The organism is Marinobacter xestospongiae (genome assembly GCF_023156385.1).
In the GTDB taxonomy this organism is placed as follows: Bacteria; Pseudomonadota; Gammaproteobacteria; order Pseudomonadales; family Oleiphilaceae; genus Marinobacter; species Marinobacter xestospongiae.
On the sequence record NZ_JAKZAK010000016.1, the window covers coordinates 99,553 to 112,175 of the forward strand.

The window sequence follows — 12,623 nt, forward strand, 5'->3', positions numbered from 1 at the left end:
GTCATGTCGCAGGCGGTCGCTCCGGGTTATTCCGGCCGGGTTCCCGGCTAACGGGCTATAGTTGCTATTGGGGAGTCCGTCAGAGGCTCCCATGTGATCCCTTGATCAGTAACGGTGAGCGCCCGGTTCGTTGTGGCAGACTCCCGGGCGTGGCAACACTACCGACGCAACTCGGGAGGTGCCATGGCTGTATCACCCAATCGACTCCACGGGGGGCGACTTGCCGTCAGCTTCCTACTGCTGTTGCTGGCGCTGGTGGCCGGTATGGCCAACAGCGAGTCACGGCAGCAGGCCCTGGTGCTGAGGGTGGAGGGCGCCATCGGCCCCGCCACCATGGATTATGTGCTGCGGGGTATTGAACAGGCAGAGGCCGCCGACGCTGAGCTTTTGGTGCTGCAACTGGATACCCCAGGGGGGCTGATGGCCTCCATGCGCCAGATCATCAAAGCGATGCTGTCGTCAGAGGTGCCAGTGGTGACCTACGTGTCCCCCGATGGTGCCCGCGCTGCCAGTGCCGGCACTTTTATCCTCTACGGCAGCCACGTTGCCGCCATGGCTCCGGCCACCCATCTGGGATCGGCCACACCGGTGCAACTGGGTGGCCTGCCCGGCCAGGATTCACCAGACCCCCCTGCCCCTTCCGAAGCTCCGGACGCCCCGACTGACGAGTCCCCATCATCGACATCGCCCGCCGATGCCAGCGATGCCAGCGATGCCACTGATGCAACGGAGACGCCCTCTGCCGATAAGCGCCGTGGCGACACCGCCATGGAGCGCAAGGTGTTGGAGGATGCGGTCAGTTACATCCGTGGTCTGGCAGAGCGCCATGGCCGCAATGCCGACTGGGCCGAGCAGGCGGTGCGGGAGGCCGTCAATCTGGGGGCGAAGGAGGCATTGGAGCGCAATGTCATCGATGTGGTGGCAACGTCCCTGCCCGACCTGCTGACGCAGCTGGACGGTCGTACGGTGCAGATGGCTACCGGCCCACGCCAACTGGCCACGGCGGATCTGGCGCTGACCCGGGTGGAGCCGGATTGGCGCACCCGGCTGCTGGCGGTGATTACCGACCCCAACGTTGCCTATTTCCTGATGATCATCGGCTTCTACGGCATCATCTTCGAGATGTCCAACCCCGGGGCTCTGGTGCCCGGGGTGATCGGGGCAATCTGCCTGATTCTGGCGCTGTTCGCATTCCAGGTGCTGTCGGTGAACTACGCCGGTCTGGCGCTGATTCTGCTTGGGCTTGCCTTTATCGTCGGTGAGGCCTTCATGCCCAGTTTTGGCATGCTGGGCATCGGTGGCGTGATCGCCTTTGTGGCGGGCTCGATCATCCTGATGGACGGCAGTCACAGCGAGATTTCGCTACCGGCCATTGGTGGCACCGCTGCGGTGGCGGCGGGGTTCATCCTGTGGACGGTGAGCCGGTTCCTGGGGTTGCGCCGGCGTCGGCCGGTCAGTGGCCGGGAACAGCTGGTTACGGAGCACGCCCGGGCGCTGGAGGATTTTCAGCCCCGGGCCCAGGGCTATGGCGGCCATGTGCAGCTCAGCGGTGAACGCTGGAACGCACTGAGTGAACGTCCGGTGGCCGCCGGCGACGACCTGCGGGTGGTGGCACTTGAGGGGCTGACCGTCCGGGTCGAGGCCCCCTGAGGCAATGGCATAAGGAGGCAATATGCTTGGTGAGTTGATTCCCTACGTGGCACCCACGGTGGTGCTGTTGCTGATCATCGCCTCGGCGATCAAGATCCTGCCGGAGTATGAGCGGGGCGTGGTGTTCTTCCTGGGGCGGTTCCAGGGGGTGAAAGGACCGGGGCTGATCATCGTGATTCCCGGCATTCAGCAGATCGTGCGGGTGGACCTGCGGGTGATCACCCTGGATGTGCCCGGTCAGGATGTGATCTCCCGCGACAACGTCACCGTTCGGGTCAATGCCGTGCTGTATTTCCGGGTGGTGGACCCGGAGCGGGCCATTATCCGAGTGGAGAACTACGCCTCGGCCACCAGTCAGCTGGCGCAGACCACGCTACGGTCGGTGTTGGGCAAGCACGACCTTGACGAGATGCTGGCGGAGCGCGACAAGATGAACTCCGATATCCAGGAGATCATTGATGCCCAGACCGAGGAATGGGGAATCAAGGTGGTGAACGTGGAGATCAAGCACGTCGATCTCAACGAGTCCATGATCCGGGCGATTGCGCGTCAGGCGGAGGCAGAACGGGAACGTCGGGCCAAGGTGATTCACGCCGAAGGGGAGCTGCAGGCGTCCCGCAAGCTGGTGGAAGCGGCCCAGGTGATGGCAGCGGATTCGGGCGCGATGCAGTTGCGGTATTTGCAGACGCTGTCGGACATGAGCACCGGCAATGCGTCGACCATTGTGTTTCCGTTACCGCTGGATGTGCTGGCGGCGTTCCAGCGTGGCGATAGCGGTCCAGCAAAGCCATCGGAAGAAGACGGCGCCACCGGAGGATAACGGCGGCTGATACAAAAACAGCCCCGGGAAGCTCGCCAGACCGGTCGATTCAATCGCCGGTTGGGGCTTTCCGGGGCTGTTCCCAGGTAAGAGGCAGCTCTTACTTCTGGCTGGCGCGCTGCAGCATGCGACGCGCGCGCTCGTTGGCCTCGTCGGCAGAGCGCTGGGCAGCACGGGCTGCGGCCAGAGCTTCTTCCGCTGTCTGCTGGGCAGAGCGGGCAGCCGCGGCAGCGCTGTTGGCGGTGCTCATGGCGTTGCTGGCAGTCTGCTCGGCGGAGCTGGCGTTGGCAGCGGCTTCATCGATGGCGGCTTGGTCGGTGGTGGCGCAACCAGCAGTCAGAGCGGTGGCCAGTGCGAACCCTGCGATCGTCAACTTACGCATATCAATTCCTCTCATTGGTCGGGTTACTTCCTGAAATCTCGGAAGTCAGTATAGCCAACATCCAGTTGGTTCGTGCACAGGGGCTGCGACAACCGGAATCGTGAATCAGTGTAAAACACTCAAGGTTAAAATGTTAACTCAGTAACAACAAAAGTTTATCGGTGATGACAGCAACTTAATACCTTTCTGAAGCATTGATGACAGTGCGGTTAGCTGATCAGGGCAGGATATGAATGGGGGTGCCGTCCGCCACCAGTTGCCAGATCTCTTCCATTTCCTCATTGCTGACCGCAATGCAGCCGTCGGTCCAGTCCAGGCCAATGTAGGCAAACGCCAGATCGCCGGCATTGTTGGGCAGGCCGTGAATCATGATGCTGCCGCCCGGGTCCAGCCCCCAGGCTGCCGCCAGGCTGCGGTCTTCGTCGTTGGGGTAGGAAATGTGGATGGACTTGTAGAAGTCGCTGTTTTCGTTACGCCAGTCAAGGGTGTAGCGACCTTCGGGTGTTCGTTCGTCACCCTCGTAGAGCTTGTGACCAACGGGGTTGTCGCCCAGAGAAATGCGGTAGCTTCGAACCACGTCCGACCCCGCCATCAGGTACAGACGACGGTCTTCCTTGCGCACCAGTACCTGGCTCACCGTGGGTGCCGACGTCAGTGCAGCCGTCGTCAGCTCCGATGCCTGGCCTGACATCGGCGCCAAGAGTGTCAGTAGTAGTGCCCAGAGCGGGCTGAAAAGCAGGAATCCCGGACGCAAAGCCAATCCTTAACAATCAGTAATCTGTCTCCGGAACTTTTTATATCATAGAGAGAATGTCAGGGCGAAGATGGCGAAAGCGTCATTTTGTAATCTGCGGGTCCATTTTCAGCCCCACCTTGGTGACCTGATCGGCGTCCGTAGCCCGGGCCACCAGAGTCACCGGCCCCAGGATCACCTTGTCGCCGACCACCGGGTGGCCTTTGGTTCGGCGGGCAAAGCACTCGGCCAGGGACAGCTCTGGCGGCAGTTCGTCGAACTCGATGCCGTAGACCTGCTCCACATCGCCCAGCAGGGCGTCGCCATTGAGCACAAAGTCACCGAAGAAGGCCCGTTCCGCCAGGTGCTGGGGCGCGTGACGACCACTGAGGACCTTGCCCAGCTCGGTGAGTCGCTCCGGTTCTGAGAAAACTGCGACCACATCGCCGGAGGTCAGTTCCAGGTCGGGCGTCGGCGCATGGCACAGGCGTTGCCGGAACACCCCGGCGATCGCCGTGTTGGGAGGCAGTTTCAGCGCCGACAGCGGCCGGGGCTGCTGCCAGGCTTCGCCCCGCAGCGGGAACAGCATCAGCTCATGATCGCCGGCAGCGGCCACGTCCAGCGGCAGCCGTCGGTATGGGTCTTCACCCGCCGGCACTTCCAGCCGCAGCTTGCGGGCCAGCGGTGCCATGGTGGTGCCCTGTACGATCAGTGACACCAGGACCACAAAAAAGGCGATGTCGAACAGCCGCCAGGCTTCCGGCAGGTCTGCCATCACCGGGAACAGCGCCAGCACGATGGGGACCGCCCCCCGCAAACCCACCCAACTGATGAAGCCCAGTTCACGGCGGTTAAAGCCGAACGGCCACAGTGTGGCCATCACCGCCAACGGACGAATCACGAAGATCAGCGCCAGTGACAGCACCAGACCGCCACCAGCCAGGGGCAGCAGTTCCGAAGGGTTGACCAGCAGGCCCAGAATCAGGAACAGGCACAGCTGGGCAAGCCAGGCCAGACCGTCGTGAACCTGCAGAATCATCGGCATCATCCGCACCGGTTTGTTGCCGAGAATCACGCCGGCCAGGTAGATCGCCAGGAAGCCGCTGCCATCCAGCGCCAGGGTGGCGGCAAACACCGTCATGCCGGAGGCGGCCACCAGCAGCGGATACAGCGATGGCGTCAGGCGCATGGCGTTGGTGACCGCCACCATCAGGTAACCGCCGGCCACGCCCATCAAGGCGCCGATGCCAAACTGCTGGACCAGAATCAGCAGGGCCTGGCCAACGCTGCCACTGTCGGGTGCCGACGCCAGGGTCACCAGCATAATGGTGAGAAAGATGGCCATTGGGTCGTTGCTGCCGGATTCGATTTCCAGCGTTGCACTGACCCGTTCGTTGAGGTGCAGACCACGTCCCTGTAACAGCGAAAACACCGCGGCGGCGTCGGTGGAGGAGATGATGGCACCCAGCAGCAGTGCGGCAATCCAGTGCAGGCCGAACACCCAGTGGGCGACCAGAGCGGCGCCGACGGCGGTAATCGATACCCCGACGGTGGCCAGCATCAGCGCCGGTCGCAAACCGACCCGAAAGGTATCCGCGCGGGTGCGCATACCGCCGTCCAGCAGAATCACCGCCAGCGCCAGATTGCCCACCAGGAACGCCAGCTCGAAGTTGTCAAAACGGATGCCTCCGGCGCCGTCTTCGCCCATCAGCATGCCAACGATGAGGAATATCAGTAGCACTGGCATCCCCAGTCTGGCCGACAGGGGGCTGAGAACGATGCTGATCACCAGCATCAGGGCACCAATGAGGATCAATAGGGAATCCATGCCGTCTCCGGTGGTTGGCAGGCCTGCGGCGTGACAACGCATCCGCCGGGCTCGGTAGACCTCTGATGATACCAAACCGACCAGGAGCCGCTAAGTGCCTGAGGGGTAATCCCTTACGGACTCTGTGGCCATCACCCCGGGTGGGACGAACGGTGGCTGATCTCCGAGCAGACGATGCGGTCACGACCGCTGCGCTTGGCCCGGTAGAGTAGGTTGTCCAGGCGCTTGAAAGCGGTGTCCATCGCCTCTGTGGCGTTCACCTCAGTGACACTGAAGCTGGCGGTGATGCGGCCGACGAATGGCATCGGGCTGGCCTTGAGCTTGCGCTGCAAGGACTGAGCCAGGGTGCGGGCGCCCTGCAGATCGGTGTCTTCGCACACCACCAGAAACTCCTCGCCGCCCAGACGGTAGACCATGTCGGTGTTGCGGACTTCGTGGTTGAGCAGCCAGCTCAGACGCACCAGTACTTCGTCGCCGGCATCATGGCCATGGGTGTCGTTGATCACCTTGAAATGATCGATATCGAGCATGATCAGCGACAGTGGAATCCCGGTTCGTCGGTAACGGGCAATGGCCTGCTGCCACTGGGTGTGCAGGTGACGGCGATTGAAGGCCTTGGTCAGTGGGTCCACCGTAGCCTGCTCGCGGAGCTGGAGTTCCAGTTGTTTGAGATTGGTGATGTCGCTGATGTGGCCATTCCAGACAGTGCAGCCGTCATCCGGCTGGTGCGGTCGGGACTCTCCCAGCAACCAGCGGATACCATGTTCAGGCAATTGCACCCGGAACTCGTGCACCCAGGGGGTGAGCTGTTGCCGGGATTTTCGAAGGGACTGGAAGCAGGCGGCCCGGTCGTCTTGATGGATACGTTCGAACAGCAGTTCAACACTGTTCTGGACCTGGTCCACCGTCAGCTCGAACGCCCGTTCCACGCCCTGGCTGATGAACGGGAAGCAGCTGCTGTTATCGGGACGCATCAGGAATTGGAAAATCACCCCGGGGACTTCGGCCGACAGGTCCCGTAGCAGATGGTCGCTGTGCTCCAGAGCTTTACGGGTGCGGACATAGTCGCTGAGGTCAACGCCAACGCTGAGGTAACCCAGCACCTCACCGGTGCCATTGCAGATGGTGGAGAAGGTGAGCTGGACCTGGCGGCGTTCGCCGTTGCGGTGCTGGTATTCCCAGTGCTGGGAATTGTACAGCCCGGCCTCAATAGCTGCGGGGTAGAGTTGGCGTTCGTCTATGGTACGGCCCAGTTGCTGGCTCAGGCGCTGATGCCACTGCTCGAGGTCATCCGCCGGGTGAAGGCGGGTCATCGGAGTCCGGCCTTCCATTTCCTCAGCCCGGAACCCCAGCATTTTCTCGGCGCCGGCACTGAACAGAGTAATGATGCCGTCGGTGTCGGTGGCGATCACGGCGACATCCTGGGCGGACGCCAGCAGGCCATTGCGGTAAGCGTTGGCTTCCTCCAGCGCTTCGGTGCGCTGGCGCACCAGTCGCTCAGCCCTCCGCCGCTGAAACAGCAACAACGCCAGATAGCCTGCCACCAGCGTGGCGCCGACCGAGCCGATGGCGAATACCACCAGTGCAGTGGGGCCGGCGCGCCAGGCCTCCGGTTGCGCTGGCGTGGCGGTGAGTCTCAGCGTGCGATCGGCCAGCTCCAGCTCCTGGCTGAACTGGATCTCTGACGGCAGGCTGTGCTCATCGGTAGCGTAGAGCAGGCCAGGGCTTTCCCGTTCACTGATGTCGGTTACTGACAGGTCGATGACCTGCCGCTCACTGGTGGCGGTGGGGGCGAGTGAATCCGGCCGGGTGACACTGCCAACCAGGCTGGCCAGTCGCAGTTGCAGATAGGCGAACCCCCGCAGGGTGCCGAAGTGGCGTTCGGTTACGGCTTCGCCCGTGGCGGGATGGAATACCGGTGCCAGCAGCATGATGGCTGCTTCCCGGTTACCGGCGGTTGTGGCCGGCTGCGGTAGAACCACCGTGGCGCCGGTGATCAGTGCCCGGTCCATCGCCCGTTGGCGTCCGGGCGCCTGGCGGATGTCCTCGCCCACGCGGTCGGATTCCAGCAGTGTGCTGAGGTAGGTGACCGGATACAGTCGCAAACGGTCTTCCTCATCCGACGGGGTGAAGGGTGTTAGCCGGAACGCCGGCCCGTATTCCAGTTCCATCCGGGCGAGGTAGGTGTCGACAGCGGAGCGTGGCAGATTTTCCACCCAGCCGGCGGCCCGTTCGATGCCTTCCGGCGAGTGGCTGAAGTCGTAGAAGCGCTGTCGGGTCAGTTGGGTGTCGAGGTGAATGTAGCGGCGAAGCTGCTCCAGTTCCCGCATTTGACTGTGGAAGCGCTGTTCCACCAATTGAATACGGTGCTGGGCCACCTGGGCAAAGCGGGAGGTCGCCAAGCGGGCTTCTGCTTCCTCCACCCGTTGGGTCAGGTAGGCGGTGAGCAGCAAGCCGACAGCGAAGACAAGAACAACAGGCCATCCATAGGTGAAGAGCTCCCGGTTGATGCGAGTGAGGATCACTGCAACCACTCCCCGGAAATGGCGACTGTTGTCAGTATTGCACAACAACCACCCGCCTGCCGTCGCCCGGGCAGACAACGTCCTTGCCAGATCGTGCCCCGGCTGACTATAGTCTCGCCAGAGCCTCCCAGACGCGGGTGTAGTTCAGCGGGTGTAGTTCAATGGTAGAACGGCAGCTTCCCAAGCTGCATACGAGGGTTCGATTCCCTTCACCCGCTCCATAACCCGTTATGGGGTGCTCGGAGAGTGATGACGGCGTTAGCGGCGTCGCCTGCTACCCTGACGCCAGCCTTGTGGCCCTTCGCTGTAAAAACGCCTGTCCAGAGCCTCTATGGCGATCGTATTCAACCTACCTCCAGGTCCGGCGCTAGCTGAAAAACACATCGGAAAAATACCGGTTATCGGTGACGGCCGTCATCCGCACCATCGAATCCAGCGTGATTTCCCGCTCACCGACATGGGTTTTCAGGTACAGGCAATGCTGTCTTAACTGGTTGTAGCGGGTATCGAGGGCGACACCTTCGGTCCATTCGCCACTGGCCAGCAACAAGCGGACCCGCAGGCCGAAGGTGCAGGCTATCTCGATATAGTCGTGCTGGTCACAGTTCATACTGTCTCTGGCGCACCTCTCTTTGTGTTCAACGGCTTTTACACGTTGGTTTAGCCCGGCCCGGATACGATTCCCCAGTCTCTCTGGCCAGATTCTTCGGCAACCGCGCCACCGCCACCGTCGCCACCACCAGCATCGCCGAAGATACCCACAGGCAGGCCTCCAGGCCGTAGGCCTGGTACATCCAGCCCGACAGCACCGTGCCCAGCAGACGGCCCATGGCGTTGGACATGTAGTAGAATCCCACGTCGAGAGAGACGCCGTCGGCGCGGGCCAGGCTGACAATCAGATAGCTGTGCAGGGAGGAGTTGATGGCGAACACGGCGCCGAACAACAACAGGCCGCCCACCAGTACGATCTGATCCTGCCCGCCATGGCCCAGCCCCAGCGCGATGGCGGCTGGCAGGCCCGCCAGCAGCATGGCCCAGATAACGGCAACACGCCGCTGCGGCAGGCCCTGGGCGGTTCGGCGGGTCAGCGTCGGGGCCAGGGTCTGGATAGCGCCATAGCCGATGACCCACAACGCCATGAAGCTGCCCACCTGCCAGAAATCCCAGCCAAACCCGGTGTGGAGGTACACCGGCAACGCCACCACAAACCAGATGTCGCGGGCGCCGAACAGAAACAGACGGGCGAACGACAACACATTGATGGCCCGGCTGCTGGAAAACACATCGGTGAACTTGGGCTTGGCTTTGCTGCGGCCCAGTTCCTGGGACAACAGCACCAGGCTGGCGAGCCATACCAACATCAGCGCGGTAGCCATGGCGATGACCGCACCCTGAAAACCGGTTGCCACCAGCAGGGCGCCCCCCAGGAAAAAGCCGATGCCCTTGAGGGTGTTCTTGGAGCCGGTGAGGATGGCCACCCAGCGGTACAGCTTGCCCTGTTCCGACCCGGGCACCAGCAGCTTGATGCCGCTCTTGGCGGACATCTTGTTGAGGTCCTTGGCGATGCCGGACAGCGCCTGGGCCGCCATCACCCAGGGCACCGTCAGCATGGTAGCCGGCACCGCCAGCATGCCCAGGGCAAGCACCTGCAGCAGCAGGCCGATGTTCATGGTGCGGTTGAGGCCCAGCCGGGCCCCCAGGTAACCGCCCACGAGATTGGTCACCACACCGAAGAACTCGTAGAACACGAACAGCAGGGCAATGGCCAGAGGTGAGTAGCCCAACTGGTGAAAGTGCAGCACCACCAGCATTCGCAGGGCGCCATCGGTGAGGGTGAAGGCCCAGTAGTTACCGGTGATAACCAGATACTGGCGGATGGCGGCATTCATCTCAGGCAGCACCCACCTTGCGCATCAGCTCAACGGTGCGGTTGGCGTAGCCCCATTCGTTGTCGTACCAGGCGTAAAGTTTCACCTGGGTGCCGTTGACCACCAGGGTGGAGAGGGCATCGATGATCGCGGAACGTGGGTCCGTGCGGTAGTCGATGGACACCAGCGGGCGTTCTTCATAGCCGAGAATGCCCGCCAATTCGCCTTCGGCGGCTTCCTGCAGCAGGCGATTGACGGTGTCGCGATCGGTCGCTGTCTCCACCTCGAACACGCAGTCGGTGAGGGAGGCGTTGGTCAGGGGCACCCGCACCGCGTGGCCATCAATCCGCCCCCTGAGTTCCGGGAAGATCTCCACGATGGCGGTGGCCGAGCCGGTGGAGGTGGGAATCAGCGAACTGCCACAGGCGCGGGCGCGGCGCAGGTCCTTGTGGGGGGCGTCGACAATGGTCTGGGTGTTGGTGAGGCTGTGGATGGTGGTGATGGTGCCGTGGCGGATGCCCAGCTTGTCGTGGATCACCTTGACCACTGGAGCCAGACAGTTGGTGGTGCAGGACGCTGCCGTCACGATGCGGTGGCTGGCGGGATCGAACTCGTGGTCGTTCACCCCCATCACCAGGTTCTTGGCGCCCGCTTCCTTGACCGGAGCCGACACCACCACCCGTTTAACGCCCTGGTCCAGGTAGCCGTTCAGGCGCTCTACGGTTTTCATTTTGCCACTGGCCTCGATCACCACGTCGCAGCCGGACCAGTCGGTTTCGGCAATCGCCGTATGGTGGCTGACCGGAATTCGGTGCTGGCCGATCACCAGCCCCTGGTCATCGCTGTCAGCCTGGTGCTGCCAGCGCCCGTGGACACTGTCGAAGTTCAGCAGGTGAGCCAGGTGGCCGGCGCTGGCGCCGGGGTCGTTGATGGCGACAAACTCGACATCCGGCCAGTCGTAGGCGGCGCGCAGCGCCAGGCGGCCAATGCGGCCAAATCCGTTAATACCGACTTTGAGTGTGGTCATTGTCAGAGCTCCTGGATTCGTTAAAGGTTGGTGAGGATGGCCTGTTCCCGGTTAAAGGTGTCGGGCTGGGTTTCCGAGTATCGACAGGTCAGCTGTTCGGTGTGAGGCCGCAGTAACCAGGTAAACCGGACCAGCTCCTGCATGACATCAACAATGCGTTCATAGAACGCCGAAGGCAGCATCCGGCCGGCTTCATCAAATTCCTGATAAGCCTTGGGTACACTGGATTGGTTTGGGATGGTGACCATCCGCATCCAGCGCCCTAGCTGTCGTAGGGTGTTGACCGCATTGAAGCTTTGGGAGCCTCCCGAGACCTGCATTACGGCCAGGGTTCTACCCTGGGTGGGGCGAATGCCGCCCATTGACAGGGGTAAGTGATCAATCTGTGCCTTCATCACGCTGGTGATCTGGCCATGGCGTTCAGGGCTGCACCAGACCTGGCCCTCCGACCATAGAGACAGTTCGCGTAGCTCCTGCACAGCCGGGTGATCATCGTTCTCGATCTGGTCAGGCAATGGCAGATCGCTTGGATCGAAGATGCGGGTTTCCGCCCCTAGCAGGTTGAGTATTCGGGCCGCTTCCTCTACCGCCAGGCGTGAATAGGAGCGGGCTCGTAAGGACCCATAGAGTAACAAGACACGAGGTGGATGATCCGGTCCTCCGGGCAAGGCGGGAATGGACAGATCCAAACGACTCATGTCGAGGTTGGGACAGTGGTTTGGTGCCGCCAAGGGGAATAGGCGTGTCATGATGTTGCCTCCAAAGGCGTGGGTTCAGGAAACCAGTGCCGGGTTCGATTGGCGAAGGCCACCAGCGACAGCATCACCGGGACTTCCACCAGTACTCCCACCACGGTGGCGAGGGCGGCGCCGGAGGTGAGCCCGAACAGGCTGATGGCGACAGCCACGGCGAGCTCAAAGAAGTTGGATGTGCCGATCAGCCCGGCCGGAGCGGCGATGTTGTGGGGCAGCTTCAGGGTGCGTGCGAGGCCGTAAGCGATAAAGAAGATGCCGTAGCTCTGGATCAGCAGCGGGATCGCAATCAGCCCGATGGCCTGGGGTTGCTCGAGGATGCGATCAGCCTGGAGCCCGAACAGCAGCGCCACCGTCGCCAGCAGCCCGAGGATGGTAGTGGGCTTGCTGTGGGCGAGCCAGAGGTCCAGCCGGTCACGCCCCTGCGCCAGCAGGTAGCGCCGGGTGAGTACGCCGGCGATCAGCGGCAACACCACGTACAGGGTGACGGACAGCAGCAGGGTGTCCCAAGGTACAGTGACGTCGGACAGCCCCAGCAGCAGTGAGGCGAGGGGGGCGAAGGCAAAGATCATGATGAGGTCGTTGATTGATACCTGCACCAGGGTATAACTGGCGTTGCCCCGGGTCAGGTGGCTCCACACGAACACCATGGCGGTGCAGGGGGCGACTCCCAACAGGATCATGCCGGCGATGTATTCGTTGGCTGTTTCCGGCGCCACCCAGTCGGCAAAGAACACCCGGAAGAACAGCCAGCCCAAGGCCGCCATGGTGAACGGCTTGACCAGCCAGTTGATCAACAGCGTCAGCCACAGCCCCCGGGGCTCCCGCCGAACGTCCCGCAGCGCGGCGAAGTCCACCTGGACCATCATCGGGTAGATCATCGCCCAGATGAACACCGCCACCACCAGGTTCACCTGGGCCCAGGTGAATGCAGCAACAGCCTCGAACAGGCCCGGGAACAGATGACCGGCGGTCACCCCCAAAATGATCGCCAGCCCGACCCAGACACTGAGAAATCGTTCAAACAGTCCCATGGTT

General features: G+C 62.4%; 11 protein-coding genes and 1 tRNA gene. 3 read left to right on the forward strand and 9 right to left on the reverse strand.

The window, feature by feature from the left end; translation table 11 throughout:
- The first annotated feature begins 183 nt into the window (after positions 1–183).
- Together MLD24_RS12790 and MLD24_RS12795 are read left to right on the forward strand one after the other, a co-directional pair.
- Entirely contained in the window at positions 184–1,650 is a 1,467-nt protein-coding gene (locus MLD24_RS12790; protein ID WP_248166929.1) for an NfeD family protein, read from the forward strand.
- Between the two features lie 22 nt (positions 1,651–1,672).
- On the forward strand, positions 1,673–2,470 hold the full coding sequence (locus tag MLD24_RS12795) for a slipin family protein (RefSeq protein ID WP_227172887.1): 798 nt from the start codon (positions 1,673–1,675) through the stop codon (positions 2,468–2,470).
- A 100-nt stretch (positions 2,471–2,570) separates the two neighbouring features.
- On the opposite strand, the gene MLD24_RS12800 is transcribed toward MLD24_RS12795, so the two are convergent.
- The 4 genes from MLD24_RS12800 to MLD24_RS12815 all read right to left on the reverse strand — a co-directional run bounded on the left by MLD24_RS12800 (position 2,571) and on the right by MLD24_RS12815 (position 7,938).
- Positions 2,571–2,852 carry an Lpp/OprI family alanine-zipper lipoprotein gene (locus MLD24_RS12800; protein WP_227172886.1) on the reverse strand — a complete coding sequence of 94 codons (282 nt, stop codon included), beginning with the start codon at positions 2,850–2,852 and terminating at the stop codon, positions 2,571–2,573.
- Positions 2,853–3,069: 217 nt separating this feature from the next.
- On the reverse strand, positions 3,070–3,543 hold the full coding sequence (locus tag MLD24_RS12805) for a L,D-transpeptidase family protein (RefSeq protein ID WP_227176181.1): 474 nt from the start codon (positions 3,541–3,543) through the stop codon (positions 3,070–3,072).
- A 145-nt stretch (positions 3,544–3,688) separates the two neighbouring features.
- Positions 3,689–5,413: a potassium/proton antiporter gene (locus tag MLD24_RS12810; protein WP_248166931.1), complete on the reverse strand. Its 1,725-nt coding sequence runs from the start codon at positions 5,411–5,413 to the stop codon at positions 3,689–3,691.
- A 131-nt stretch (positions 5,414–5,544) separates the two neighbouring features.
- On the reverse strand, positions 5,545–7,938 hold the full coding sequence (locus MLD24_RS12815) for a sensor domain-containing diguanylate cyclase (RefSeq protein ID WP_248166933.1): 2,394 nt from the start codon (positions 7,936–7,938) through the stop codon (positions 5,545–5,547).
- Between the two features lie 147 nt (positions 7,939–8,085).
- Between MLD24_RS12815 and MLD24_RS12820 the strand changes: the two genes are divergently transcribed.
- A tRNA-Gly gene (locus MLD24_RS12820) sits at positions 8,086–8,159 on the forward strand.
- Positions 8,160–8,305: 146 nt separating this feature from the next.
- Here the strand turns inward: MLD24_RS12820 and MLD24_RS12825 are convergent.
- From MLD24_RS12825 to arsB, 5 genes are read right to left on the reverse strand one after another with little or no spacing between them, the layout of a single operon-like run.
- A complete protein-coding gene (locus tag MLD24_RS12825; RefSeq protein WP_227172883.1) occupies positions 8,306–8,548 on the reverse strand; it encodes a Rho-binding antiterminator in 243 nt (80 codons plus the stop codon).
- Positions 8,549–8,576: 28 nt separating this feature from the next.
- Complete coding sequence (arsJ, locus tag MLD24_RS12830) at positions 8,577–9,827, reverse strand: organoarsenical effux MFS transporter ArsJ (RefSeq protein WP_248166935.1); 1,251 nt, start codon at positions 9,825–9,827, stop codon at positions 8,577–8,579.
- A gap of 1 nt (position 9,828) precedes the next feature.
- On the reverse strand, positions 9,829–10,833 hold the full coding sequence (locus MLD24_RS12835) for an ArsJ-associated glyceraldehyde-3-phosphate dehydrogenase (protein ID WP_248166936.1): 1,005 nt from the start codon (positions 10,831–10,833) through the stop codon (positions 9,829–9,831).
- Positions 10,834–10,853: 20 nt separating this feature from the next.
- Positions 10,854–11,582: an arsenical resistance protein ArsH gene (gene arsH, locus MLD24_RS12840; RefSeq protein WP_425562310.1), complete on the reverse strand. Its 729-nt coding sequence runs from the start codon at positions 11,580–11,582 to the stop codon at positions 10,854–10,856.
- Complete coding sequence (gene arsB, locus MLD24_RS12845) at positions 11,579–12,619, reverse strand: ACR3 family arsenite efflux transporter (protein ID WP_248166938.1); 1,041 nt, start codon at positions 12,617–12,619, stop codon at positions 11,579–11,581. Before arsB ends, arsH begins: the two co-directional genes overlap by 4 nt.
- Between the last annotated feature and the right edge of the window lie 4 nt (positions 12,620–12,623).

Excerpts from the sequence above, each read along its gene's own strand:
- MLD24_RS12790 (WP_248166929.1), top strand. The coding sequence starts at position 184 with ATGGCTGTATCACCCAATCGACTCCACGGGGGGCGACTTGCCGTCAGC.
- MLD24_RS12795 (WP_227172887.1), top strand. The coding sequence starts at position 1,673 with ATGCTTGGTGAGTTGATTCCCTACGTGGCACCCACGGTGGTGCTGTTG.
- MLD24_RS12800 (WP_227172886.1), bottom strand. The coding sequence starts at position 2,852 with ATGCGTAAGTTGACGATCGCAGGGTTCGCACTGGCCACCGCTCTGACT.
- MLD24_RS12805 (WP_227176181.1), bottom strand. The coding sequence starts at position 3,543 with ATGTCAGGCCAGGCATCGGAGCTGACGACGGCTGCACTGACGTCGGCA.
- MLD24_RS12810 (WP_248166931.1), bottom strand. The coding sequence starts at position 5,413 with ATGGATTCCCTATTGATCCTCATTGGTGCCCTGATGCTGGTGATCAGC.
- MLD24_RS12825 (WP_227172883.1), bottom strand. The coding sequence starts at position 8,548 with ATGAACTGTGACCAGCACGACTATATCGAGATAGCCTGCACCTTCGGC.
- arsJ (WP_248166935.1), bottom strand. The coding sequence starts at position 9,827 with ATGAATGCCGCCATCCGCCAGTATCTGGTTATCACCGGTAACTACTGG.
- MLD24_RS12835 (WP_248166936.1), bottom strand. The coding sequence starts at position 10,833 with ATGACCACACTCAAAGTCGGTATTAACGGATTTGGCCGCATTGGCCGC.
- arsH (WP_425562310.1), bottom strand. The coding sequence starts at position 11,582 with ATGACACGCCTATTCCCCTTGGCGGCACCAAACCACTGTCCCAACCTC.
- arsB (WP_248166938.1), bottom strand. The coding sequence starts at position 12,619 with ATGGGACTGTTTGAACGATTTCTCAGTGTCTGGGTCGGGCTGGCGATC.